This is a genomic window from Serratia sp. CY29653 (assembly GCF_052169255.1).
Lineage (GTDB): Bacteria > Pseudomonadota > Gammaproteobacteria > Enterobacterales > Enterobacteriaceae > Serratia > Serratia sarumanii.
Genome location: NZ_JBJNLC010000001.1, coordinates 341,285 through 364,356, shown reverse-complemented (window position 1 = coordinate 364,356; position 23,072 = coordinate 341,285). Strand labels below are relative to the sequence as shown.

Here is a 23,072-nt window from a genome sequence, read left to right as displayed (position 1 = left end):
CTTAAACCTTGGCGATCAGCGGCCGGCCAAGCAGGCCCTGCGGACGGAAGATCAGGATCGCCACCAGCAACCCGAAGGAGAACACGTCCTTGTAATCCGAGTTCACCATGCCGGCGAACTGCGCCTCCGCCACCCCGAGCAGCAATCCGCCCAGCATGGCACCCGGCAGCGAGCCGATGCCGCCCAGCACCGCGGCGGTGAAGGCCTTGATGCCGATGATAAAGCCGACGTAAAAATCGAAGGTGCCGTAGTTCATGGTGATCAGCACCCCGGCCAGCCCGGCCATGGCGGCGCCGATCACGAACACCAGCGAGATCACCCGATCGGTATTGATGCCGAGAATCGAAGCCATTTTGCGATCCTGCTGGGTGGCGCGGCAGATGCGCCCCAGGCGGGTGCGCTGAATGATGTAGGTGAGGATCGCCATGCCGAGCAGCGACGCCACCAGAATAAACACTTTGGTGTAGGTGATTTGCACCACGCCGCCGTCGAACTCCAGGCGGAACACGCCGCTCAGCAGCGTTGGGATGCCCTGCTGGCGCGGCCCTTGGCTTATCTGCGCGTAATTTTGCAGGATTAACGACATGCCGATGGCGGAGATCAGCGGCGCCAGGCGGGTGGAGTTGCGCAGCGGCTTGTAGGCGATGCGCTCGATCACCCAGCCGTACACCCCGGTGATGACGATGGTGAACACCAGCGTGCCGAGGATCAGCAGCGGGAACGAGTGCAGCCCGAAGAACGACAGCAGCGCCAAACCGATGGCGCACAGGTAGGCGGAGATCATGTACACCTCGCCGTGGGCGAAGTTGATCATGCCGATGATGCCGTAAACCATGGTGTAACCGATGGCGATCAGGCCATACACCGCACCGAGGGTCAGGCCGTTGATCAGCTGTTGCAGAAAGAATACATCCATAATGAGCAGTCTCGCCTGGTAAGGCCGCCAACGCAGTCCGACGCGGCCCAAAGGTCATCGCGGAACGGGCTCGCCAGAGCGGCGAGCCCGTCGGTCATAGGGTTACAACTTCAAGGTTCGGCCGTTTACAGCTGGTGATATTTGCCCTTGTCATCCCATTGGTAGACCACGTAGTCCGAGACCTTCAGGTCGCCCTTCTGGTCCCAAGCTTTTTTGCCCATCACGGTATCCACATCGTGCGACTTCAGCCATTCGGCGGCCTTGGCGCTGTCTTTGCCGCCGGTGGCGTTGAAGGCGGCGGCGATCGCCTGGATCGAGGCGTAGGAGTAGAGGGTGTACCCTTCCGGCTCAAAGCCGCTGGCGCGGAACTTGGCGATCACCGCCTTGCCTTCCGGGATCTGACGCGGATCGTTGCCGAAGGTCATCAGCACGCCGTTGGTGTACTGCGGCCCGCCGGCAGCGGTCACCAGTTCTTCGGTCACCACGCAGTCGCCGGAGAAGAACTTGGCGGTCACGCCCTGCTCGCGCATCTGGCGCACCAGCGGCCCGGCTTCCGGATGGCAGCCGCCGAAGTAGACCACGTCCGGCTTGACCGAGGCGATCTTGGTCACCAGCGCGTTGAAGTCTTTCTCGCCGCGCGACAGCCCCTCATACAGCACTTCCTTGACCCCGCGCTTGTTCATCGCCGCCTTCGCCGCGTCTGCCAGCCCCTGGCCATAGGTGTCTTTATCGTGGATCACCGCGATGCGCTTGGCCTTCAGGGTGTCCAGCATGTAGTTGGTGGCGATCACGCCCTGCTGATCGTCGCGCCCGCACATGCGGAACATGGTCTTCATGCCGCGCTCGGTGATCTGCGGGTTGGTGGAGCCGGGGGTGATGGCGATGATGCCGGCCTCGTCATACACCTCGGAGGCGGGCATGGTGGAAGAGGAGCAGAAGTGGCCGACCACCGCCGAGACCTTTTCCTGATCCACCAGCCGGTTGGCGACCGCGACCGCCTGTTTCGGTTCGCAGGCGTCATCCCCCTGCACCAGCTTGATTTTTTCCCCTTTGATGCCGCCGGCGGCGTTGATGTCCGCCGCCGCCTGAGAAGCGCCGCGCCAATACTGATCGCCGTAGGTGGCGTTAGGCCCGGAGAACGGCCCGGCGACGCCGATGACAATATCGGCCTGCGCGGAAAACGCCGTACCTAAACAACCGATGAGCAAAGCAGCGAGCGGACTTTTTATCAATTTCGATGACATTGTTATCTTCCTCAGCACTGGTGTAGCGGAACGCCCTGGGGCGCGGAACTTTCACTTTATGTGTAGACGGGGAAAATAATTTTCTTGAGAGCGCAGTCGCATTCCCCAAAAATGGGTAAGCAAAAATCCAGCCATTGTGACGACGAATACATATTATTTGCTTATTCATCCTACATATCAGTTGCGGCGCGGCGTTTGACGGGGTTAACGGGGGATAAGCCGTACGGCTAAGAGGGAAGGTGCGGGATAGCGAGAGTGGCCCTGCACCATCGCCGTGCAACGGCTTGTGCAAACGACGTCAAAACGATTTGGGATGCAAAAATCAGCACATAGCGATGGGAAATGCCGAAAAACAGCGCAAGGTGCTCATTCCCTCAGCAAACGCGCTTTTTTTGCAGTTTAGCGCTTTGACAAACCCCAGGCGCCCCGCTATTATTCGCCCCGTTCCAACGATTCCTCTGTAGTTCAGTCGGTAGAACGGCGGACTGTTAATCCGTATGTCACTGGTTCGAGTCCAGTCAGAGGAGCCATATTTAGAAAAGCCCGCTCAGGGAAACCCGAGCGGGCTTTTTGCTTTAACGCTAAATGCGTCGACAGGCAACGTTACTCTTTGGCTATCGGCGCGGCATTTTCATCAATTTTTACCTTACCCTGAATATCAGCAATCTTCTTCTCCAGATCAGCCACCTGCGCTTTGCTGTGCAGCAAGGTATAGGTCAGATCAAACTGCGCACTGGCGCCAGGCTGCAATTGCTTAACGCGTTTTTGTTCGCGCTCGATGGTGACCGGGTAGGCATAGCTGGTGCCCGGCTCAATCCCCGTCACATATCCCTGTTTTAACGTATCGGTATTCTTCCACAGCGTCAGGACGGGCAATTGGCGGGTATCGAACTGAATCGCCACCCCTTTGTCGCCCGCGTGATTGACCAGCGCCGCCAGTGTCTGATGATTCGGATCCGATAATGGCTTAATGTTAAAGACCATTTCATCGAACCCTTTGGTGGGGCCGGCATAGGTTCCCCAGGTCTTCAACCCGGCTTTGGCATAGTCGTTAAACGGGCTGATGCTGGCCATCGGCGCCAGGAAGCGGGCGCCATTTTCCAGAATCGGCGCGCCGAAATTGCTGTGGTAGATAATCTGGTAGTCGTGGGGATAATCCGCCCGGTTGGTTAACACATCATGCAGGCTGAAACTGTTGCTGCCGGGTACGTAGCGCAGTTCGGTCAGGGTTTGCAGATCGGCTTTTTTGAATGTGCTCTCTTTGATCAGGCCGCGAATACGAATTTCATACGGCGCCGTATCCGCTACCTCAACCTCAACCAGTGAGGCCGGCGTATTGCCCGCTTTACCGTGCAAGGTGTAAATTTGCCCTCCTTCGGTCACCGGATGACCGGTCCACTCATAGCCGCAGCGCACCATCATCTCATTGAAACCTTCCAGCCAGCCGAGCCCATTGCGGCTTTCCAGGTTGATAAAGGCGGGGTTGACCACCTCTTTGACCGGAGAATCCCACCCCATTTTCGCGCCAAATCCTTCCGCCCGCAGGAGGTTCATGCCGCGCGTGGGACTCAGCGTGATGGTCAGGCCATCCTCGCTGCGGATAATCACGACTTTGCTGCCTTCCTGCTTGCCGCCGTGCAACACTTTCTGCTCAATGCTGAACGTTTTATCCTTAACCTTCAGCGCCTCACTCGAAATCTTCCAGTTTCCTTTCTCCACGCCATCTTCAGCGCTGGTCAGCACCCAACTCTGCGCCGCCGCCTGCCCTGAAATCAGAGCCGAAAACACCGCCATAACCCACGTTTTCTTCATTTCCCTTCCCCTTTAGCTGAATCGATTTTTTACTCACGAGAAAAATCTACTGTTAAGCAGGTTAAAGAAATGTGATGAACTTCACCGGGTGAATATTTGAATAAATAGTGCGATAAAAATACGAATTTGTTCGCAGTTTTAATGAAACACGTTGAGCTATTGCACGTTAAATGAGCGATTAATCAACATAAGACGTATCGTTTCAGCTTTGAGCAGGGGAGGGTTTATCGCGAAGGTACGGCGGGTGGCTTGTTAACGCTATCTGGCTCAAACGGCAGCGCCCATACAGCCAGCTCGCCTTGAGCCTCTTTGCTTTCACGGCTGCCTCCTGATATCGGAGGCGCCATATTGCGAACAGCCCGCTCAGGGAAACCCGAGCGGGATTTTTGCCGTTAGCGCTTACAGCACAAATTCGTAGTGAGAGCCGTCCGGCAGTTCAACATCCAGGCGCAGCTTGCCGCCGGCCGCCTCAACATAGCGTTTGAGCGAAGACAGTTTCAGATCGCGGCCCGGTTTTTCCATCACGGCAACGGTTGGTTGCCGGATACCCAGCGCCTGCGCCATTTCAACCTGCGTTTTCTGCACCTTCTCGCGCAGCTCGGCAAGGTGGATGTTCAGCATGATGTCAGCCGCCAGCGCTTGCGCTTTGGCCACGACCTCGGGCTTTTCATCCGCAATAAGCTGTTCCAGCGTTCTGCCCATCGCGTCACTCCTTCTCGTTTAATGTGTTCAGCCAGTTCGTGAATTCCCGATCGGCAGCCTGAATCATCCGATCGTAAAAACGTTTTTCATTACCGGCTTTATTGCCCGCGCAAAGTACAATGCCGATACGGTACGGATCGAAGGCGAAGAATGCCCGCAACGGTTCGCCACGGCTCTGAATGCGCAGCTCTTTCATATTGCTGTAACGCGAACCTTTAACCGTATCGGCATAGGGTCTGGGCAGCCCCGGCCCCTTTTCCCGCAGGATCATCAATGCGGCAAGCACGCCAGCCCGATCGGCATCGTGGAGTGAGCTAAACCAGTTATCAAACGCATCCGTTGTTTTAATTTCCCACACGGGCCCCCCCTGCAAATATAGATCAACAACTATATAGATGTAAAGCTATAGCGGAGAGGCGTCAGAATGGCATGCAAAAGCATTCGTGGTTACTGCAATGCTGAACGCATATTCAGGCGTTTTTGCAAACGCAGTGCGAGGCATTCACCTTTTTACGAGCGGTAACGGACAATCGGTCAGAGGCACGGGGCGTTTCCCCGCCGCCCCTTTATGAACCCTGTCACAAAATGCGCATAACGTTTTCGGCGCTCTGCGCCGCGGGCGGCGAGCGATACGTTTGTTAACGCCACGTTACATCAGGTTAGGCAACATTGTTAACGGCGATTGATGCGCCAAACGCATCGCGCCATGCGTTTATTGCGCTTATTTAGTTTATTTTCCTGAGCGAGTCTTCAGCAACAGGCGCGGCGTCAGGCGCCCATAACAAACTGGAGATAAAGATGCATTCCTCTACCTCACCCATGACCACCCGGGCCAGAACCGGCGCGATACTGCGCGTCACCTCCGGCAACTTTCTGGAACAGTTCGACTTCTTTCTGTTCGGCTTTTACGCCACCTACATCGCACACACCTTTTTCCCGGCCAGCAGCGAGTTCGCCTCGCTGATGATGACCTTCGCGGTATTCGGCGCAGGTTTTCTGATGCGCCCCATTGGCGCCATCGTGCTGGGCGCCTACATCGATAAAGTCGGCCGCCGCAAAGGGCTGATCGTCACCCTGTCGATCATGGCCGCGGGCACCTTCCTGATCGTGCTGATCCCCTCTTACCAGAGCATCGGGCTTTGGGCGCCGCTGCTGGTACTGTGCGGGCGCCTGTTGCAAGGCTTCTCGGCGGGCGCGGAGCTGGGCGGCGTGTCCGTCTATCTGGCCGAAATCGCCACGCCGGGCCGTAAGGGCTTCTACACCAGTTGGCAGTCCGGCAGCCAGCAGGTGGCGATCATGGTGGCGGCGGCCATGGGCTTCGCGCTCAATGCGGCGCTGGAAGAAAGCGCCATTCGCGAATGGGGCTGGCGCCTGCCTTTCCTGTTCGGCTGCCTGATCGTTCCCTTCATCTTCTTACTGCGCCGCAAGCTGGAAGAGACGCAGGAATTTACCGCCCGCCGCCACCACCTGGCGATGCGCGACGTGTTTAAAACCCTGCTGAAAAACTGGCCGGTGGTGATGGCCGGCATGCTGATGGTCGCCATGACCACCACCGCGTTTTACCTGATCACCGTGTATGCGCCGACCTTCGGCAAAAAGGTGCTGTTGCTCAGCGCCTCCGACAGCTTGCTGGTCACCCTGCTGGTGGCGATCTCCAACTTCATCTGGCTGCCCATCGGCGGTGCGCTGTCGGATCGTTTCGGCCGCAAGCCGGTGCTGGTCGCCATGACGCTGCTGACGCTGGCCACCGCCTACCCGGCGCTGAGCCTGCTCGCCGCCGCCCCCAGCTTCAGCATGATGCTGGCCGTGCTGCTGTGGCTGTCCTTCATTTACGGCCTCTACAACGGCGCCATGATCCCGGCCTTAACCGAGATCATGCCAACGGAAGTGCGGGTGGCCGGGTTCTCGCTGGCCTACAGCCTGGCAACGGCGGTGTTCGGCGGCTTTACGCCGGTGATCTCCACCGCGTTGATCGAATACACCGGCGATAAGGCTTCACCGGGCTACTGGATGAGCTTCGCCGCGCTGTGCGCCTTGCTGGCGACGCTGTATCTGTATCGCCGCATCGCCATGCCGCTGCAAACCGCACGCTAACGCGCCATCGCCATAAGGAATCATGCCATGCAAAAACTCACTCGTTCGATCCTCGCCGCGCTGGTGTGCGCCTCCTTCAGCACCGCGGCGCTGGCCAAAGACGTGACCGTGATGATCTCCGGCGGCTTCAAGGCCGCGCTGGAGAAACTGGCCCCGGAATATGAAGCCCAAAGCGGCGACAAAATCATTCTGGTGTCCGGCCCTTCCATGGGGAAAACGCCGCAAGCGATCCCCGCGCGGCTGGCGCGCGGAGAGCAAGCCGATGTGGTGATCATGGTGGGCGATGCGCTGACCCAACTGGACAAAGGCGGCTGGATCCAGCGGGGTTCGCGCGTGGAGCTGGCCGATTCGCCGATCGGCATGGTGGTGAAACAGGGCGCGCCCAAGCCGGCGATAAAAACGGATGCCGAGCTGCGTAATGCCTTGCTGCAAGCCGACTCTTTCGCCTATTCCGACAGCGCCAGCGGCCGCTACGTCAGCGGCCAACTATTCAAAAAGCTGGGCATCGAGGAACAGGTGAAAGGAAAAGCGCACATGATTGAGCGCATTCCGGTGGCCTCTGAAGTGGCGCAGGGGAAATACGCGTTGGGCTTCCAGCAGGTCAGCGAATTGCTGCCCGTGGCGGGCGTCACCTTTATCGGCGAACTGCCGGAAAACGTGCAGTACATCACCCGCTTCGCCGGCGCGGTAACGGCCAAGGCGGAACATCGCCGCGAAGGCAAAGCGCTGCTGGAGTTCCTCGCCTCCTCTCAGGCACAGCCGACCATTCGCGCGACCGGCATGCGAAGCGTGCCGGCGCAGCAGCCGGTCAGGCAGAGTGATACCGTTCAGTAATCAGCTTTTCCAACTCGGCGGCGACGAAAGACTGCATGCGGCCGCCGCGCCGGATCAGGCCCACGGTGCGTTTCACCACCGGCTCGACCAGCGGCACCGACGTCAACACCGAATGCTCTGAAGCGGGCATCGACATGGCGGGCACGGCGGCAATGCCGATGCCCGCCTCAACCATGCCCAGCATGGTCGTCACATGGCGAGTTTCGCACACGCTGGGGCGCTCCGGCACGAGGTGTTCCAGGCGCTGATCGAGCAGATTGCGATTGCCGGAGGTTTTATCCAGCGACACGTAATCCTGCTGATAAAATTCCCGCCAGGTGAGGCTCTTTTTAGCGGCGAGCGGATGGTCGCGCCGGCAAGCGGCCACGTAAACGTCCCCCACCAACGGCACAAATTCAAGGTTAGGCTGCAGCCGCCCGGCAAAGCAGATGCCGAAGTCAGCCTGGCCGCCGGTGACCGCCTCAATCACATTGCCCGCGCTACCGTCGATCAGCTTGACGCGCACGCGCGGATAGCGAAGCCGGAAACGGCGTATCACGTCGGGCATGAAATAGTAGGCCGCCGACGGCACCGTGGCGACGGTGACCAGCCCGGTACGCTCCTGGCTGACCTTATCGATATCGGCCAACACCGCTTCGACATTCATCAGCAGCTGATCCGAACGCTCGGCAAAGGCCTGCCCGTACAGCGTCAGCGTCACGCGCCGGGTAGTACGATCGAACAGTTTGCTGCCCAGCGCGTTTTCCAGCTTCTCAATCCTGCGGCTCAAGGCCGACTGCGACAGGCAGATGGATTCTGCTGCCAGCCGAAAATTGCCGTACTCCACCAGCGCGCGGAAGGCATAAAGATCGTTGAGATCAAAATTCACGGGCATAGCGGCCGACTCTCCTTGCTGAACGCAAAACATCGATGATAACCGCTTATAGCGCCACGGCAACCGGCCTGGCAATTGAGCCACCCAAGCCCTTATCGCCCCAGCAGCACCATTCCCCAAATAATGATAGTCATCACCACCGCCACCAGCTGCGCAGCGCCGCCCAGATCTTTAGCGCGTTTGGATAACGGATGTAATTCCAGCGAAATGCGATCGACCACGGTTTCAATCGCCGTATTAAGCAGCTCAACCACCAATAGCAGAAAACTGCAGGCGATTAATAACAGCCGTTCTATATTTGTAATATCTAAACCAAATGTAACAACCAGTAAAATGGCGTTAATAACCAATAATTGGCGAAACGCATCTTCGGTAAGCACGGCGTCAATAAATCCGGCCCAGGAATTCCTTATGCTGTAGGTTAATCGGCTTATTCCTTTTTTCTTTTCCACAGGCATGCAATCAGCTCTCGTCAATACTGCCACAATCACTCGCGAATAAATCACGCGGCGTGAATTTATCTCGAGTTTATTAATTAAAGGCCTTAACCGTTCTCTTCCCGGAGGCGATGCATGCACTCACGCGCCGTCACCCTGCCCCTGAAACGGCACCGCCCGAAAATGCCCCGGCGCGGTTATTATTCTGAGAACGTGAAAAGGCGATGCGTTATCAGCCGGTTAAAGCGTTTTCTCGTATAAGCGGTAGCGCTTATAGGGAACCGCGCCGATGCGTTCTAAAATCGTCCGCATGCCGGTATTGGTTTCCAGGATCCACGACATTTCCAGCGCGTCGATATTGCGCTTGGCAAAAGGCTCGCGCAGCGCCTCAATCAGCAGCAGCGCAATAATCGGCCCGATGCGGCTGAATTGATATTCCTGGCGCACGCCCATCAACGGCACGCGCGCGGTGCGCACGCCGCTGACTTTCAGCCGCCACAAGAGCTTCGCCCAGCCGAACGGCAATAACCGCCCCTGCAGATCGGCAATCGCTTCGTTGATGTTCGGCAGACCGACGATAAAGGCGCAGGGGGCGCCATCCACCTCGGCGATATGGATCATATCGTCGGGTACCAGAAACTTCAGCTGATCCCCCATGGTGGCGAACTCGTGCTCGGTGAACGGAACAAACCCCCAGTTATGCTGCCATCCGGAGTTGAACACCTCGCGCAGCACCTGCATCTCCTCGCGAAAGCGCTTGCGGTTGAGGCGGCGAACGGTCACCTTTTTGCGCACCTGCTCCATCATCCGGGTTAACGACGGCGAAAAATGCAGGTCGGTTCTTTTCATCCAATAGGCAAGCAAATCAATCCCTTCGCTATAGCCCTGCTGCGCTATTTGCGCCGCATAGTAGGGCTTCGCGTGCGTCATCAGGGCGGAAGGCGGCGTATCGAATCCTTCGACCAACAGGCCGCTTTCCTGATTGATATTGAGGCTGAACGGCCCGGTGATTTTGCGCGCGCCTTTCGACCTCAGCCACTCCTCCGCCACCGTGAATAAGGTGCTGAAAACAGCGGGATCGTCAACGGCGTCAATCATGCCGAAGTGGCCAGTATCCTCGCCATGCAGCTCCCGGTGCAGAGCATCGATTTGCGCCGTGATGCGCCCAACGACTTTGCCCTGTTTTTTGGCCACCCATGCCTGCCATTCAATATGGTCGGTGCCGGGATTCTTCTTTGACAGATGCTCTTCGCGCTCTACATGCAGCGGCTCAATCCAGTTCGGATCATCGCGAAACAGTTGCGAGGGGAAAGCAATAAATTCTTTAAGTTCGCGTTTACTCAGAACTTTCTCAACACGGATCATAAATAGCCTTACGTTTTAATAAAATAATTAAATAAGCGCGCGACAACGCCTTTAGCATTTTTTATGCTGTTCTCATTTATTGGATTGTGTATTGCCTCCGGTTCAATGATAAGAAAAACCGAATATTACCCCCTGTGAATCAGCGCATTATTGCGCCCGACATTCACCCTTTGATGTCCGTAATTGATAAAAAAAGGAAACAGAAAGCGGCGCAGCCAGGCTACGCTAATGGTGCTCTTTTATTATTTTGTGCTGTTATGGCAAAAGAAACTCGCCGCTTTTAGTGTACCGACTTTAATCAGGAGGTGTACCGCCATCTTTACCACTTAATGCTCTTTTTAAGATTAGCCTTAAATGAATCGTTCACTTTTGGATTTCTTGCGGCATACTGTTTAGGAAGTGTTTAAGTTCCAAGATAGCCATGCATGAGGTCATAACCTATGAGCCGACAGTTATTTCCTGCCCGAAAGAGACAGGCTAAAGAACGGCGCTGCCCGGATATTACAATAGTCTCACGTATATCACCAGGGTGCCGCTCAAGGCTGATAACACGGGCTACTCACGCTCTGCCCGGTTAATAACCGGCGTGCCCTCAAGCACGGCAATATACGCTGTTCGCGGAATGAAGATGGTTGAATAACAAACTTATTCAAAACCTATTCATAGTAAAACATCAATTACCTCGCCAAGAGCGATTTCTCTCTTTTGGTGATTTTTAATCTATGGCTAAGTTTGTCTATGTCTGAAACAAGTTCCGTTCATTCTCTTCCCATGCGCTATGCGGACTTCCCCACCTTAGTGGACGCGTTGGATTACGCGGCGCTGGGCAATACGGGAATGAATTTTTACGACCGTCGCAATCAACTCGTGACCGTTCTCGAATATCGCACGCTGCAGCAAAAAGCGATCTCGGGCGCGCGGCGTTTATTGTCCCTGAAACTCAAGAAAGGCGATCGCGTGGCGCTTATCGCCGAAACCAGCGCGGGATTCGTCGAAGCCTTTTTCGCTTGCCAGTACGCCGGCCTGGTGGCGGTGCCGTTGGCGATCCCGATGGGCGTGGGCCAGCGCGACTCCTACACCGCCAAACTGAAAGGGCTGATCGCCAGCTGCAACCCCGCGGCGATCGTCAGCAGCGAAGAGTGGACGCCGCTGATCGCCTCAGCCACGGAAAACACCTCGGCGCTGCACATCCTCAGCGATGCGGATTTTAACGCCTTGCCGGAGCCGGAAATCGCGTTGCCCGCACCTTCGCCCGACGACATCGCCTATCTCCAATACACCTCGGGCAGCACCCGCTTTCCGCGCGGCGTGATCATTACCCAGCGGGCGGCGATGGCGAACCTGAACGCGATCAGTCGCGACGGGATCAAGCTGCGCGCGGGCGACCGCTGCGTTTCGTGGCTGCCCTTCTATCACGATATGGGCCTGGTCGGTTTCCTGCTGACGCCGGTGGCGACCCAGCTGTCCGTCGATTACCTGCGCACGCAAGATTTCGCCATGCGCCCGATGCAGTGGCTGAAACTGATCGCCAAAAATCGCGGCACGGTGTCCGTCGCCCCGCCGTTCGGCTACGATCTGTGCCTGCGCCGCAGCAACGCCAAAGAGCTGGCCGATCTGGATCTTTCCAGCTGGCGGGTCGCGGGCGTGGGCGCCGAGCCGATCCCGGCCGAGCTGCTCGGCCAGTTCGGCGAACACTTCAGCAGCATCAACTTCGACAGCAAAGCCTTCATGCCGTGCTACGGCCTGGCCGAGAACACCCTGGCGGTGAGTTTTTCCGATCCCTGCTCCGGCCCGCAAACCAACGCGGTCGACCGCGATATTTTGGAGTACGAGGGTAAAGCGGTCGCGCCCGGCAAGAAAACCCGCGCCGTCTCGACCTTCGTCAACTGCGGCCGAGCGCTGCCCGGCCACCGCATCGAGATCCGCAGCGAAACCGGGCAACCGCTGCCGGAACGCCAGGTCGGCCATATCACGATCTCCGGCCCCAGCCTGATGAACGGTTATTTCTGCGACGACGAGTCCCAGCAGCAAATTCAGGTGACCGGCTGGATGGATACCGGCGATCTGGGCTACCTGCTGGACGGCTATCTGTACGTCACCGGCCGCAAGAAGGATTTGATCATCATTCGCGGCCGCAATATCTGGCCGCAGGATATCGAGTACGTCGCGGAATCCGAACCGGAAATCCGTTCCGGCGATGCGATCGCCTTCGTAACCGAAGAGCACGACGAAGCGGCCAGGATCATTTTGCAAATCCAGTGCCGAGTCAGCTCGGAAGAACGCCGGGAACAAATCGTGCGTTCGCTGAGCGCGCGCATTCAAAGCGAGTTCGGCATCGCGGTGGACATCGAGCTGCTGCCGCCGCACAGCATTCCCCGCACGTCGTCGGGCAAACCCGCGCGCGCGGAGGCCAAAAAACGCTGGCTGAGCGCCTCGCTCTACCCGCACATGCCGCAGCTGGCCGGTTTCGCGCAATGAGCGGCACGGTGGCAGTGACGGGCGCGACCGGTTTTATCGGCCGGCACATCGTCCAGGAACTGCTGGCGCAAGGGTTTAACGTGCGCGCCCTGACGCGGCGCGCGGGAAAAGCCGCCACCGACAACCTGCAGTGGATCCCCGGCGCGCTGGAGGATCGGCCCTCGCTCACCGAGCTGGTGCGCGGCGCGGAGTGCGTCGTGCACTGTGCGGGCCAGGTGCGCGGGCATGCGGAAGCGGTGTTCACCCGCTGCAACGTCACCGGCAGCCTGAACCTGATGCAGGCGGCCAAACAGAACGGCCGCTGCCGTCGCTTCCTGTTCATGTCGTCGCTGGCGGCCCGCCATCCGGCGCTGTCCTGGTACGCCCATTCAAAACAGGCCGCCGAGCAGCAACTCATCGCCGCCACCGGCGAGATCGCGCTGGGGATTTTCCGCCCGACGGCGGTTTACGGGCCCGGCGATAAAGAGCTGAAACCGCTGTTCAACGGCCTGCTGCGCGGCGTGCTGCCCCGGCTGGGCGCGCCTGACGCCAGGCTCTCTTTTCTGCACGTGAGCGATTTGGCCAAGGCGGTCAGCCAATGGGTGCAGGCCGAACCCGCGCAGCCGAATATTTACGAACTGTGCGACGGCGTGGCCGAAGGCTATAACTGGCTGCGCCTGCGGGACATCGGCGCCGCCGTGCGGCACGGGCCGGTGCGCCTGGTGGGCATTCCGCTGCCGCTGCTGAAAGCCCTGGCGGATATCAGCGTGGTGTGGAACCGCCTGGTAAAACAGGAGCCGATGCTGACGCGCAGCAAAATACGCGAATTAACCCATCACGACTGGTCCGCCAGTAATCACGCGCTGTCGCAACAGATTAATTGGTTTCCACAGGTAAGTTTGGAGCGCGCGCTGCGCGAAGGGCTGTTTTAATTATTCCAAATAGAGGTGTGTCAACGTTCTTATGCTAAATCGCGATGCTGTAATGGATTATATCCTGACGTGTTTGCAAGGTATCGTCGAAGGCGGAGTGGAAATAAAACCTGATAGCGATCTCGTCAATGATCTTGGCCTGGAATCCATCAGAGTCCTGGATCTGCTGATGATGCTGGAAGATGAATTAGATATCTCCATTCCTATCAATATATTGCTTGATGTCAGAACGCCTGAGCAACTGCTTGACGCGCTGCGCCCTTATCTGGAGAAAAACCATGGGACTGTATGATAAGTTTGCGCGCCTCGCCAATGACCGCGAACAATTTCAAACGTCCGGTCTGAATCCGTTCGGCACCTGTATCGACGAAGTCTATTCCGCCACCCAGGGCCGCATCGGCGATCAAAAGATTGTCCTCGCCGGCACCAATAATTACCTTGGCCTGACGTTCGATGCGCAGGCGATCGCCGCCGGCCAGGCGGCCCTGGCCGCGCTCGGCACCGGCACCACCGGCTCGCGCATGGCGAACGGCAGCTACGGATCGCACCTGACGCTGGAGCGGGAGCTGGCGGAATTCTTCGATCGCCCCAGCGCCATCGTATTCTCCACCGGCTATACCGCCAACCTGGGCGTCATCAGCACGCTGGCAGGGCCGGGCGCCGTGGTATTGATCGACGCGGACAGCCACGCAAGCATTTACGACGCCTGCGCCCTCGGCGGCGCGGAGATTATTCGCTTCCGCCACAACGACGCCGCCGATCTGGAGCGCCGCATGGTGCGCCTGGGCGAGCGTGCGCGCGAGGCGATCATTATCGTGGAAGGCATCTACAGCATGCTGGGCGACGTCGCCCCGCTGGTGGAAATCGTCGACATCAAGCGGCGGCTCGGCGGGTATCTGCTGGTCGACGAAGCGCACTCCTTCGGCGTGATGGGCGAGCACGGCCGCGGCCTGGCCGAAGCGCTGGGCGTCGAGCAAGACGTGGATATCATCCTGGGCACCTTCAGCAAAAGCCTGGCTTCGATCGGCGGTTTCGCCGTCGGCGGCAAGGGAATGGACGTGCTGCGCTACAGCAGCCGGCCGTATATCTTTACCGCGTCGCCGTCGCCGTCGAGCATCGCGTCGGTGCGCACGGCGCTGCAAAAAATCGCGCGCCATCCCGAACTGCGGGAAAAGCTTTGGAGCAACGCGCACCGCCTGTACCACGGCCTCGCCGAGCTGGGGTATACCCTGGGGCCGCGCATCAGCCCGGTGGTGCCGGTGATGATCGGTTCGAAGGAAGAAGGGCTACGTTTCTGGCGCGAGCTGATCGCCCACGGCGTGTATGTAAACCTGGTGCTGCCACCGGCCGCGCCGGCGGGCGTCACCCTGCTGCGCTGCAGCGTCAATGCCGCGCACAGCGATGAAGAGATCGACACCATCGTGCGCGCCTTTGCGGCGCTGAAAAAATAAGGCCTTTCCCTCTCGGCCGCGGCGGCGGTGCCGAAAATGGCATCGCCGCCCTGCCGAACCGATGCGCGCCTCAGTGCGCAGCCGTTGATACTTCATCAGCGGAATAGCGATAACCCTGCGCCGCCATAAATTCCGCGATGGCTTTTTCCGCCGCCGAAAGCACCTCCTCGATCGGCCGATCGGCATCGAGATCCACGATGTCGGCGCCTTCGAACGTCAATAACGGCGTGACGGCGATCTTCTTCTCCAGCGCCGCCTTGCGGTGATCGGGTTTGCGCGCGCAGGCCACCGCCAGACTGACATTCAGCTTGAGCACCAGATCCGGTTTTTGCCCCGCCATCCATTGGAACGCCGCCCGCTCGCGCGCCGCCAGCCAATGGACGAAACGGCTCCCTTCAACGTCAACGGGAAAAACCGTGCCGTCGTAAGCGCCGGGGATCTGCGCCTGCGGAAAACGGTCGGTCAACACGATGAACCCTTGCCGCCGATACGCCAGCATGCGGCGAAACCGCAGCAGCCGCCGCCCCACGAAAGCGATGATCACCGCCGACGGCAGCAGGCCAATGCGGGATTTTTTCGTTTTGACTTTTTTGGTATTGCTCTCGATAGCCTTGCCCACCGAGCGCCCGAGCAGCGGCAACTTCGCCGCCGCGCGGCCGACGTTACCCGCCTGTTTGCCCAGATGCACCTGCACCGCCGGGCCATAATGTTTCATATACGCGATCAGATGTTCACAAACGGTGGACTTACCCGATCCGTCGCTGCCGATAACCGCAATCAGCGGCGGAAATTTTGCACTCATAATAAGACTCTCTTTCAATACACCAGAAACGGCGTGCCATATTTGAAGCGAACTACCGCTTATCATTGCCGTGGCGGCCGCGTGGAAAAATTTTCCGTAACGCGACGCCAAAAAAGCACAAAACATTAAGCGAAAATTGAAAAGCCCTGCTCTTTTTTCGCCGTTAGCCCGGCCGGAAATTAACATAAAAAGCGAAACCGGCCCACGCACCAACAATTAGCACAAAATAACAAGAACGAACGCTATAAATATCAATTCAAATAACGAACAAGAATACCAACCTCATTATTTTATCGCAGCAAAGCACAATAAATATCTTGAACCCAAGGCGTATTGGAATACAATAGTTTTTTTCGCATTGGATCAATTATTGTGAGTCAGCAGATAAGACCTTCATCTGATCGCTCGCCCGTGCGCGTAATAGCGATAACCGGCTGTGACGGCTCGGGAAAATCCACGTTAGCCGCCCGCCTGGTCAACGCCTTATCGCCACAAGAACCTGCCGAACTGCTTTATCTCGGCCAGTCCTCCGGGCGTATTGGCGAATGGATCAGTTCGCTACCGATTATTGGCGCCCCTTTCGGGCGTTATTTATTGAAGAAGTCGGAGCGCGTGCATGAGCGCCCTTCCACGCCGCCGGATAATGCCACGGCGCTGGTGATTTTTTTACTCTCCTATTGGCGCGTTTATAAATTCCGTCGCATGCTGAAGAAAAGCCGCAGCGGCGCATTGCTGATCACCGATCGTTATCCGCAGGCCGAAGTGGCGGGGTTTCGTTTCGATGGCCCACAGCTGGCGAAAACCGCCGGCGGCAATCGATGGATCCGCTGGCTGAGAAAGCGCGAACAAAACCTCTACCAATGGATGGCGTCTTATCAGCCCTTATTATTAATTCGGCTGGATATTGACGAACAAACGGCCTATTCACGCAAACCCGATCACTCGCTGGCGGCGTTGCGTGAAAAAATCGCCGTCATCCCGCACCTGACGTTTAACGGCGCTAACATATTGGATTTAGACGGCCGCGAGCCAGCCAATCGTATTTTCGACGAGTCTCTGCGCGCCGTTAAAATATCGCTGAGGGCCGCCAATGCCTAGCCGCCAAATAACCTTTTCGTACCGAAACAGATGAAAAAAAATAAACTCACCGCCGAACAGAATACCTCTTCCGCCTGCATCACCGGGCTGATTGCCGTGGTGGGCAGCGACGGCACCGGCAAGTCCACGCTGACCGCCGATCTGGTCAAGAACCTGCAGCAACATCGCCCCACGGAGCGGCGCTATTTGGGGCTGATCTCCGGCGAAGACGGCGACAAAATCAAGAAGTTGCCGTTCATCGGCGTGTGGCTGGAACGGCGCCTGGCGGCCAAATCCGATAAAACCCAGCGCATGAGCAACAGGCCGCCGGCGCTGTGGGCGGCGCTGATCATGTACGGCTTTTCGCTGTGGCGCGCATCCAACCTGCGCAAGGTGCGGCGGCTGGCGCAGAGCGGCGTGCTGGTGATCAGCGATCGCTACCCGCAGGCGGAAATTTCAGGTTTTTACTACGACGGGCCCGGCATCGGCGTGGAACGCGCAAAAGGCTGGCTATTGAGCCGCCTGGCGGCGCGCGAACGCCGTTTGTATCAGCAAATGGCCGTCTATCGGCCGGAGCTGATCATTCGCCTCGATATCGACGTCGATACGGCGTTTTCCCGCAAGCCCGATCACAGCTATGAAGAGCTTAAAGACAAGATTTCCGCCATGGTACGCCTGCAGTACAACGGCGCGCGCATCATCGAGCTGGACGCCAGAGCGCCTTACGACGAGGTGCTGAGCAACGCGCTCAACGCCATTTCCGCCGTGGTGAACCCCGCGAAGCGCCCACAGAGCGACATCGGGCAACCCGGCGAAAACGCCGGCGAAGAAACTCAGGTTTATTAAACGCATACAGGGCAAGCGCATGACAGCGGAACACAAGATGCAGCAAAACAACGATAACGGCTGGTTTGGGTTATGAAACGGTGGTTTTCCGATGGCGCATTTCGCTCCATTTTACGTAATGCCGCCTATTTAGGCTCCGGCAGCGTGGCCAGCGCGCTGCTCGGCCTGCTGGCGCTCTCCTGCGCCGGTAAAGGCATGTCGCCTGAAATGTTCGGCGTGCTGGTGGTGATCCAGGCCTATACCAAAGCGGTCAGCGATTTCATCAAATTCCAGACCTGGCAGTTTGTGGTGCAATTCGGCACCCCGGCGCTGGAGCATCAAAACACCGGGCGCTTCCGCGACGTCGTCGCCTTCTCCTTCGGGCTGGATATCGCCAGCGGCGTCATCGCCGTGCTGGGCGGCATGATCATGCTGCCGTTCTTGTCCCATGCCCTGGGGCTGGACAGCGAAAGCTTCTGGCTCGCCATGCTGTACTGCACCCTGATCCCGTCGATGACCTCGTCCACGCCGACCGGCGTGCTGCGCGCCTTCAACCGCTTCGATCTCATCGCCATTCAGCAGGCGATCAAGCCGTTCCTGCAGGCGGTGGGCAGCGTCATCTCCTACTATTTCGATCTGGGATTCCCCGGCTTTATCGTCACCTGGTACGCCTCTAACCTGATCGGCGGCACGCTGTTCTGGTGGTTCACCGCGCGCGAGCTGCGCCGCCGCGATATCCACGGCGCGCTGAGGCCACGGCTGTTCAACGTCGCGCGCCGCATCGAGGGCGCCTGGAACTTCGTCTGGACCACCAACATCGCCCACACCATCTGGGCCGCGCGCAACTCCTGCACCACCGTGCTGGTGGGCGTGGTGCTCGGGCCGGCCGCCGCCGGGCTGTTCAAGATCGCCATGACCTTCTTCGATGCGACGGGCACCCCGGCCAAGCTGTTGGAGAAAAGCTTCTATCCGGAGATCATGCGCCTGGATCCGCGCACCAAGACCCCGTGGCTGCTGGGCCTGCGCTCCTCGCTGCTGGCCGGCGGCATCGGCCTAGCCGTCGCGGTGTTGATGCTGCTGGTGGGTAAACCGCTCATTTCCGCGGTGTTCGGACAGCAATACCTGGAAGCCTATGACCTGATTCAAATCATGCTGGGCGCGATCATCGTCTCCATGATGGGCTTCCCGCAGGAGTCCTTACTGTTTATGGCAGGCAAGCAGCGCGCTTTCCTGATCGCGCAGGCGACGGCCTCGGCGGCCTACATTGCGCTGCTGGTGTCGATGGCGTATGCCTTCGGCGTGCAGGGCGCCGCCTTCGCTTATTTACTGGGGCAATGTTTAGACGTTCTGTTATCCCTGATACCGACGATCGGCGCCTACCGCAATCGCTTTATGTTGGGGCTGAATGCGCCCAAAGAGAGTAATCAATGACCGCTAACGATAATTGGAAGAAGTTCTCCGCCGAAACCACCCAGGCGCTGTTTGTCGCGGTGGAAGAAGACGACCTGGTTGAGGCGAATATCAGCCTGCCGCAGCAGATCGATCTGGAATGCTCCCCCGAGAGCATCCGGGACAACTACGCGCTGTGCCTGCAGTTTTGGGAAGACGGCTTTTCCCGCCGCGAGCTGCTGCAACTGGTGAACGGTTTCCTGCAAGATCCGCAGTTGGCGGCGCCCACCCGCATGCGCTACAAATATATCCGCGCCCGCTACAAGCACCTGCGCTTCGCCCAGCAGCTGTACGGCGCGCCCCACCGCGCCAACCGCCTGTTCCACACCACCACCGTGGTGCTCGGCCATTTTCAGGACGCGTTTCGCAACGGCAACCAGAAGAACCTGACGCTGTACGGCAACCTGCTGCGGCTGCTGCTCAGCAAGCCGGTGTGGTCATATGTGCGCTATGCACTGCGCCACACCCGGCTGGAAAGCGCACAGGGCTTTATCACCTACCGCCAGGAGCAAATGCGCCAGCTGCAGACGCTGATCGCCAGCCCGGCGCTGACCGGGCACCAGTTCCACAACGTGCGCAAAATCGTCAGCCGCCAGGTGTCGTTTTACGACACGCTGAGATCGATCGACCCCGACAATCGCGAAGCCCGGCAGATCTCGCGCTTCCTGGCGGCGATTAACGGCCTGATGGGCGACCGGCACGACGTGATGGTGGCGGACAAGCTGGCCGGCGGCGATATCTACGATCGGCCGGCGATCCTGGATATCGACATTCGCCAGCGCCTGGAGCTGCTGCTGGCGCGCTTTCCGCTGTCGTTTTCCCCGCCGGCCGTCGCGGCGGGCAGATAAGCGCGTTGCAAGGAGCCATGATGACGTTGCGTCGCTTGCTGATCTTCACGCTGCTGCTGTCGCCGCTGGCGGCATCCGCGCATAACTTCGTGTATGGGCGGCCGGTGGCGCCGATCGCCATCGCCGATCGCGGCGAACTGCTGCTGCGCAACGGCGATTTCAGCTACCGGCCGTGGAACAGCGCAAAACTGGCGGGCAAAGTGCGGGTGATCCAATACATCGCCGGGCGCACCTCCGCCAAGAAGAAGAACTCGCTGCTGATCAACGCCGTCAAGGACGCGAACCTGCCGGGCGATCGCTTCCAGCCCACCACCATCGTCAACACCGACGATGCGATACCAGGCTCCGGCTTTTTCGTGCGCGGCAAGATCGAGAAAAACAAGCGGAATTACCCCTGGGCGCAGTTCATCGTCGACAGCGACGGGCTGGGGCGCATGGCCTGGCGGCTGCCGGAGGAGAGCTCCACCATCGTGGTGCTGGACCAGGCCGGGCGCGTGCAGTGGGCGAAGGACGGCGCACTCACCCCGCAGGAAGTTGACCAGGTGATCGCCCTGCTGCGCGCGCTGATCGCGCGGGAGACGCCATGAAGCGCACGCCGCCGGGAGCCGATGACGCATGTCTTTGATTGAACGCTATATCACGGTTGAGATCCGCCGCCTGGTGATGATGATCGCCGGGTTTCTGATCTTCATGTTCGCCAGCTACTCCGCCCAGCGCTACCTGACCGACGCCGCCAACGGCACGCTGGCGCTGCGGGTGGTGGCCGACGTGGTGTTCTATAAATCGCTGATCGCGCTGGAGATGATATTGCCCGTCGCGCTGTATGTCTCGGTGGCGGTGGCGCTCAGCCAGCTGTACAGCGATGCGGAGATCACCGCCATGCTGGCCGCCGGCGCCAGCCCGCTGCGGCTGTACAAGGCGGTGCTGATACTGGCCGTGCCGCTGGCGATAGCGGTCACGCTGCTGTCGCTGTATGGCAGGCCCTGGGCGTACGCCAATATCTATCAGCTGCAGCAAGAGTCGCAGTCGGTGCTGGACGTGAGCCACCTGCAGGCCGACAAATTCAACGTTAGCGGCAACGGCCGCATGATCCTCGCCAACCACGTCGACAAAACGGCCAACCACCTGACGGACGCCCTGATTTATGTGCGCGGCGGCCATCACACCAACCTGTACCGCGCGCAGTCGGTGGAGGTGCTCGACGCCTCCCCCGCCAGCCCCGCCGTGCGGCTGAAAACCGGCACCGCCTATGTGCTGGATCGCCAGGGCACCGACGACAACGGGCAGAATTACGACAACTTCGACATCGCGCTCAAGCCGTTCGTGCCCAGCGCCGAGAGCCGGCACAAATCGGCCTCGCCGGCGGAGCTGGCACGCTCCGCCGATCCGGGCGACGCCGCCGAACTGCAATGGCGCGAAAGCCGCGGGCTGACCACCGTGCTGATGGTGCTGTTGGCGATCCCCTTTAGCCGCATCAAGCCGCGGCAGGGGCGCTACGCCGCGCTGCTGCCCCTGACGGTGCTGTTTACCGTGATTTTCTATGGCGGCAACATTTGCCGCACGCTGGTCGCCAACGGCTCTGTGCCGACGATCCCCGGCGTTTGGCTGGTGCCGCTGGCGATGGCTGCCGGCATCGCCCTGCTGCTGGCGCGCGACTTATCCCTGCTGCGGAAACCCTCCCGATGACTATTTTTAGCCGTTACCTGATCCGCAACGTGTTCATCGGCTTCGCCGCCGCGGCCGGGCTGCTCATTCCGCTGTTCACCACCTTTACGCTGATCAACGAGCTGGAGGACGTGACCCCGGGCGGCTACCGCTGGCAGCAGGCGCTGCTGGTGACCGTGCTGACCCTGCCGCGCAGCCTGGTCGATCTGGGGCCGTTTATCGCGCTGCTCGGCGGCATCGTCGGGCTGGGGCAGCTATCTAAAACCCTGGAACTGACCGCGATCCGCTCCGCCGGGATGTCGATATTCCGCATCGCGCTGGTGATGCTCGCCGCCGGGCTGCTGATGAACCTGTCGCTCGGCGCCCTCGATGAGTGGGCCGCCTCGCCGCTGCAGCAACGCGCGCTGCAGATGAAGAACAACGCCCTGGCGCAGTCGAACGATAACGACGTGACCGTGAACCCGCTGTGGGCACGGCGCGGCAATGAGTTTGTGACGGTCAAAACCGTCGATGAGAACGACCAGCCCCAAGGCATTGAGATCTTCCGTTATCAGGCCAACCGCGCGCTGGAATCTTATATCTACGCCGACAGCGCCAGCACCGCCGCCGACGGCAACTGGCTGCTGCACAACGTGATGCAGAAAAGCTGGCAAGGCAGAAAAGAGACGATTGAGCGGCATAGCAGCCTGCCGTGGCGCTCGCTGTTCGCGGTGCCGAGCCTGAAAGAGCTGACCCTGCCGGCCGGCAGCTTCTCGCTGCAACAGCTGGAGCGCTATATCGATTACCTGCAGGGCTCGGGGCAGCCCAGCACCGAATACCGCCTGGCGCTGTGGAAAAAACTCGGCCAGCCCCTGCTGGTGCTGGCGATGATTTTGCTGGCCATCCCGTTTACCTTTACCGCCCCGCGCGCGCCCGGCATGGGCAGCCGGTTAGCGCTTGGCGTGATCGTCGGGCTGCTGACCTACATCGCTTATCAGATCGCCCTCAACCTGGGGTTGCTGTTCGCCCTCAACGCGCCCTTCACCGCCCTCGCCCCGCCGCTGCTGATCCTGGCGCTGGCGTTAGTGCTGGTTTATCGGTTTGATCGGCGGGGTTAAAAGCCCGCAGCAGCCTTTGGAAAACAAGAACTTTCCGGTTAACCTTTGGCCGGCTTTACAAATTGGCCTGAGCCGTTATTATCCCTTATTTGGTGTCCTATGCGCCGTTAGCTATCGCTGACTGCCGTTCGATAACATGCCCCTCAGGGGGCCATCGAGTGCAAGGAGTGCGAGCGCCCGCCTGAACAGGC

Annotated in this window: 22 protein-coding genes and 1 tRNA gene; 14 read left to right on the top strand and 9 right to left on the bottom strand. The window is 59.2% G+C overall.

The genetic code is table 11. The features are described from left to right. Position 1: 1 nt before the first annotated feature. Together ACJ8HN_RS01710 and ACJ8HN_RS01705 are read right to left on the bottom strand one after the other, a co-directional pair. A complete protein-coding gene (locus ACJ8HN_RS01710; RefSeq protein WP_004928592.1) occupies positions 2-916 on the bottom strand; it encodes an ABC transporter permease subunit in 915 nt (304 codons plus the stop codon). 125 nt (positions 917-1,041) lie between these two features. Next, complete coding sequence (locus tag ACJ8HN_RS01705; RefSeq protein WP_033647954.1) at positions 1,042-2,160, bottom strand: branched-chain amino acid ABC transporter substrate-binding protein; 1,119 nt, start codon at positions 2,158-2,160, stop codon at positions 1,042-1,044. A gap of 454 nt (positions 2,161-2,614) precedes the next feature. Between ACJ8HN_RS01705 and ACJ8HN_RS01700 the strand changes: the two genes are divergently transcribed. Next, positions 2,615-2,690: transfer RNA gene (locus ACJ8HN_RS01700), tRNA-Asn, on the top strand. A 73-nt stretch (positions 2,691-2,763) separates the two neighbouring features. On the opposite strand, the gene ACJ8HN_RS01695 is transcribed toward ACJ8HN_RS01700, so the two are convergent. The 3 genes from ACJ8HN_RS01695 to ACJ8HN_RS01685 all read right to left on the bottom strand — a co-directional run bounded on the left by ACJ8HN_RS01695 (position 2,764) and on the right by ACJ8HN_RS01685 (position 5,032). Continuing rightward, positions 2,764-3,972 (bottom strand): aldose 1-epimerase family protein, encoded by a 1,209-nt coding sequence (locus ACJ8HN_RS01695; protein WP_039565158.1) that lies wholly within the window; start codon positions 3,970-3,972, stop codon positions 2,764-2,766. 399 nt (positions 3,973-4,371) lie between these two features. Further along, a complete protein-coding gene (locus ACJ8HN_RS01690; protein WP_033635213.1) occupies positions 4,372-4,674 on the bottom strand; it encodes an XRE family transcriptional regulator in 303 nt (100 codons plus the stop codon). Between the two features lie 4 nt (positions 4,675-4,678). Beyond that, positions 4,679-5,032 (bottom strand): type II toxin-antitoxin system RelE/ParE family toxin, encoded by a 354-nt coding sequence (locus tag ACJ8HN_RS01685; RefSeq protein ID WP_033647956.1) that lies wholly within the window; start codon positions 5,030-5,032, stop codon positions 4,679-4,681. Positions 5,033-5,472: 440 nt separating this feature from the next. On the opposite strand from ACJ8HN_RS01685, the gene ACJ8HN_RS01680 reads away from it, so the two are divergent. Both ACJ8HN_RS01680 and ACJ8HN_RS01675 read left to right on the top strand, forming a co-directional pair. Next, positions 5,473-6,768 (top strand): MFS transporter, encoded by a 1,296-nt coding sequence (locus ACJ8HN_RS01680; protein ID WP_033647957.1) that lies wholly within the window; start codon positions 5,473-5,475, stop codon positions 6,766-6,768. 27 nt (positions 6,769-6,795) lie between these two features. Further along, positions 6,796-7,602, top strand: a complete 807-nt coding sequence (locus ACJ8HN_RS01675; RefSeq protein WP_039565152.1) for a substrate-binding domain-containing protein — start codon at positions 6,796-6,798, stop codon at positions 7,600-7,602. Here ACJ8HN_RS01675 and ACJ8HN_RS01670 read toward each other — a convergent pair. From ACJ8HN_RS01670 to ACJ8HN_RS01660, 3 genes are all read right to left on the bottom strand, one after another. Next, positions 7,577-8,476, bottom strand: coding sequence for a LysR family transcriptional regulator (locus tag ACJ8HN_RS01670; RefSeq protein ID WP_033647959.1), 900 nt, complete (start codon positions 8,474-8,476; stop codon positions 7,577-7,579). The two genes, ACJ8HN_RS01675 and ACJ8HN_RS01670, sit on opposite strands and share 26 nt — an antisense overlap. A gap of 92 nt (positions 8,477-8,568) precedes the next feature. Then, a complete protein-coding gene (locus tag ACJ8HN_RS01665; protein ID WP_033635218.1) occupies positions 8,569-8,934 on the bottom strand; it encodes a diacylglycerol kinase in 366 nt (121 codons plus the stop codon). 219 nt (positions 8,935-9,153) lie between these two features. After that, a complete protein-coding gene (locus tag ACJ8HN_RS01660) occupies positions 9,154-10,278 on the bottom strand; it encodes a hypothetical protein (RefSeq protein ID WP_033655214.1) in 1,125 nt (374 codons plus the stop codon). Positions 10,279-11,016: 738 nt separating this feature from the next. On the opposite strand from ACJ8HN_RS01660, the gene ACJ8HN_RS01655 reads away from it, so the two are divergent. From ACJ8HN_RS01655 to spt, 4 genes are read left to right on the top strand one after another with little or no spacing between them, the layout of a single operon-like run. Then, on the top strand, positions 11,017-12,756 hold the full coding sequence (locus ACJ8HN_RS01655) for a fatty acyl-AMP ligase (protein ID WP_033655213.1): 1,740 nt from the start codon (positions 11,017-11,019) through the stop codon (positions 12,754-12,756). Then, entirely contained in the window at positions 12,753-13,667 is a 915-nt protein-coding gene (locus tag ACJ8HN_RS01650; RefSeq protein WP_048321791.1) for an NAD-dependent epimerase/dehydratase family protein, read from the top strand. The genes ACJ8HN_RS01655 and ACJ8HN_RS01650 overlap by 4 nt, the downstream gene beginning before the upstream one ends. A gap of 31 nt (positions 13,668-13,698) precedes the next feature. Further along, entirely contained in the window at positions 13,699-13,959 is a 261-nt protein-coding gene (locus tag ACJ8HN_RS01645; RefSeq protein WP_015378483.1) for an acyl carrier protein, read from the top strand. Next, positions 13,946-15,118, top strand: a complete 1,173-nt coding sequence (gene spt, locus ACJ8HN_RS01640) for a serine palmitoyltransferase (protein ID WP_004935542.1) — start codon at positions 13,946-13,948, stop codon at positions 15,116-15,118. The genes ACJ8HN_RS01645 and spt overlap by 14 nt, the downstream gene beginning before the upstream one ends. A gap of 70 nt (positions 15,119-15,188) precedes the next feature. Here the strand turns inward: spt and ACJ8HN_RS01635 are convergent, their stop codons facing one another. After that, positions 15,189-15,920, bottom strand: coding sequence for a thymidylate kinase (locus ACJ8HN_RS01635; RefSeq protein WP_125460723.1), 732 nt, complete (start codon positions 15,918-15,920; stop codon positions 15,189-15,191). A gap of 372 nt (positions 15,921-16,292) precedes the next feature. On the opposite strand from ACJ8HN_RS01635, the gene ACJ8HN_RS01630 reads away from it, so the two are divergent. From ACJ8HN_RS01630 to lptG, 7 genes are all read left to right on the top strand, one after another. Then, positions 16,293-17,018 carry a lipoprotein gene (locus ACJ8HN_RS01630; protein WP_041035917.1) on the top strand — a complete coding sequence of 242 codons (726 nt, stop codon included), beginning with the start codon at positions 16,293-16,295 and terminating at the stop codon, positions 17,016-17,018. Between the two features lie 30 nt (positions 17,019-17,048). Next, entirely contained in the window at positions 17,049-17,843 is a 795-nt protein-coding gene (locus ACJ8HN_RS01625) for a hypothetical protein (protein ID WP_103774550.1), read from the top strand. Between the two features lie 72 nt (positions 17,844-17,915). Beyond that, entirely contained in the window at positions 17,916-19,253 is a 1,338-nt protein-coding gene (locus ACJ8HN_RS01620; RefSeq protein WP_033655209.1) for a lipopolysaccharide biosynthesis protein, read from the top strand. Then, positions 19,250-20,119: a hypothetical protein gene (locus ACJ8HN_RS01615; RefSeq protein ID WP_049235459.1), complete on the top strand. Its 870-nt coding sequence runs from the start codon at positions 19,250-19,252 to the stop codon at positions 20,117-20,119. The genes ACJ8HN_RS01620 and ACJ8HN_RS01615 overlap by 4 nt, the downstream gene beginning before the upstream one ends. Before the next feature lie 20 nt (positions 20,120-20,139). Then, the gene (locus tag ACJ8HN_RS01610; protein WP_308414483.1) at positions 20,140-20,706 is read left to right on the top strand and encodes a YtfJ family protein; all 567 of its coding nucleotides are present in this window, start codon (positions 20,140-20,142) and stop codon (positions 20,704-20,706) included. A gap of 28 nt (positions 20,707-20,734) precedes the next feature. Continuing rightward, positions 20,735-21,805: an LPS export ABC transporter permease LptF gene (lptF, locus tag ACJ8HN_RS01605; RefSeq protein ID WP_033647969.1), complete on the top strand. Its 1,071-nt coding sequence runs from the start codon at positions 20,735-20,737 to the stop codon at positions 21,803-21,805. Continuing rightward, a complete protein-coding gene (gene lptG / locus ACJ8HN_RS01600) occupies positions 21,802-22,881 on the top strand; it encodes an LPS export ABC transporter permease LptG (RefSeq protein WP_033647970.1) in 1,080 nt (359 codons plus the stop codon). Before lptF ends, lptG begins: the two co-directional genes overlap by 4 nt. Positions 22,882-23,072: the final 191 nt, after the last annotated feature.

Coding starts and splice junctions, on each gene's coding strand:
- ACJ8HN_RS01710 (WP_004928592.1), bottom strand. CDS start 916: ATGGATGTATTCTTTCTGCAACAGCTGATCAACGGCCTGACCCTCGGT.
- ACJ8HN_RS01705 (WP_033647954.1), bottom strand. CDS start 2,160: ATGTCATCGAAATTGATAAAAAGTCCGCTCGCTGCTTTGCTCATCGGT.
- ACJ8HN_RS01695 (WP_039565158.1), bottom strand. CDS start 3,972: ATGAAGAAAACGTGGGTTATGGCGGTGTTTTCGGCTCTGATTTCAGGG.
- ACJ8HN_RS01690 (WP_033635213.1), bottom strand. CDS start 4,674: ATGGGCAGAACGCTGGAACAGCTTATTGCGGATGAAAAGCCCGAGGTC.
- ACJ8HN_RS01680 (WP_033647957.1), top strand. CDS start 5,473: ATGCATTCCTCTACCTCACCCATGACCACCCGGGCCAGAACCGGCGCG.
- ACJ8HN_RS01675 (WP_039565152.1), top strand. CDS start 6,796: ATGCAAAAACTCACTCGTTCGATCCTCGCCGCGCTGGTGTGCGCCTCC.
- ACJ8HN_RS01670 (WP_033647959.1), bottom strand. CDS start 8,476: ATGCCCGTGAATTTTGATCTCAACGATCTTTATGCCTTCCGCGCGCTG.
- ACJ8HN_RS01665 (WP_033635218.1), bottom strand. CDS start 8,934: ATGCCTGTGGAAAAGAAAAAAGGAATAAGCCGATTAACCTACAGCATA.
- ACJ8HN_RS01660 (WP_033655214.1), bottom strand. CDS start 10,278: ATGATCCGTGTTGAGAAAGTTCTGAGTAAACGCGAACTTAAAGAATTT.
- ACJ8HN_RS01655 (WP_033655213.1), top strand. CDS start 11,017: ATGTCTGAAACAAGTTCCGTTCATTCTCTTCCCATGCGCTATGCGGAC.
- ACJ8HN_RS01650 (WP_048321791.1), top strand. CDS start 12,753: ATGAGCGGCACGGTGGCAGTGACGGGCGCGACCGGTTTTATCGGCCGG.
- ACJ8HN_RS01645 (WP_015378483.1), top strand. CDS start 13,699: ATGCTAAATCGCGATGCTGTAATGGATTATATCCTGACGTGTTTGCAA.
- spt (WP_004935542.1), top strand. CDS start 13,946: ATGGGACTGTATGATAAGTTTGCGCGCCTCGCCAATGACCGCGAACAA.
- ACJ8HN_RS01635 (WP_125460723.1), bottom strand. CDS start 15,920: ATGAGTGCAAAATTTCCGCCGCTGATTGCGGTTATCGGCAGCGACGGA.
- ACJ8HN_RS01625 (WP_103774550.1), top strand. CDS start 17,049: ATGAAAAAAAATAAACTCACCGCCGAACAGAATACCTCTTCCGCCTGC.
- ACJ8HN_RS01620 (WP_033655209.1), top strand. CDS start 17,916: ATGAAACGGTGGTTTTCCGATGGCGCATTTCGCTCCATTTTACGTAAT.
- ACJ8HN_RS01615 (WP_049235459.1), top strand. CDS start 19,250: ATGACCGCTAACGATAATTGGAAGAAGTTCTCCGCCGAAACCACCCAG.
- ACJ8HN_RS01610 (WP_308414483.1), top strand. CDS start 20,140: ATGACGTTGCGTCGCTTGCTGATCTTCACGCTGCTGCTGTCGCCGCTG.
- lptF (WP_033647969.1), top strand. CDS start 20,735: ATGTCTTTGATTGAACGCTATATCACGGTTGAGATCCGCCGCCTGGTG.
- lptG (WP_033647970.1), top strand. CDS start 21,802: ATGACTATTTTTAGCCGTTACCTGATCCGCAACGTGTTCATCGGCTTC.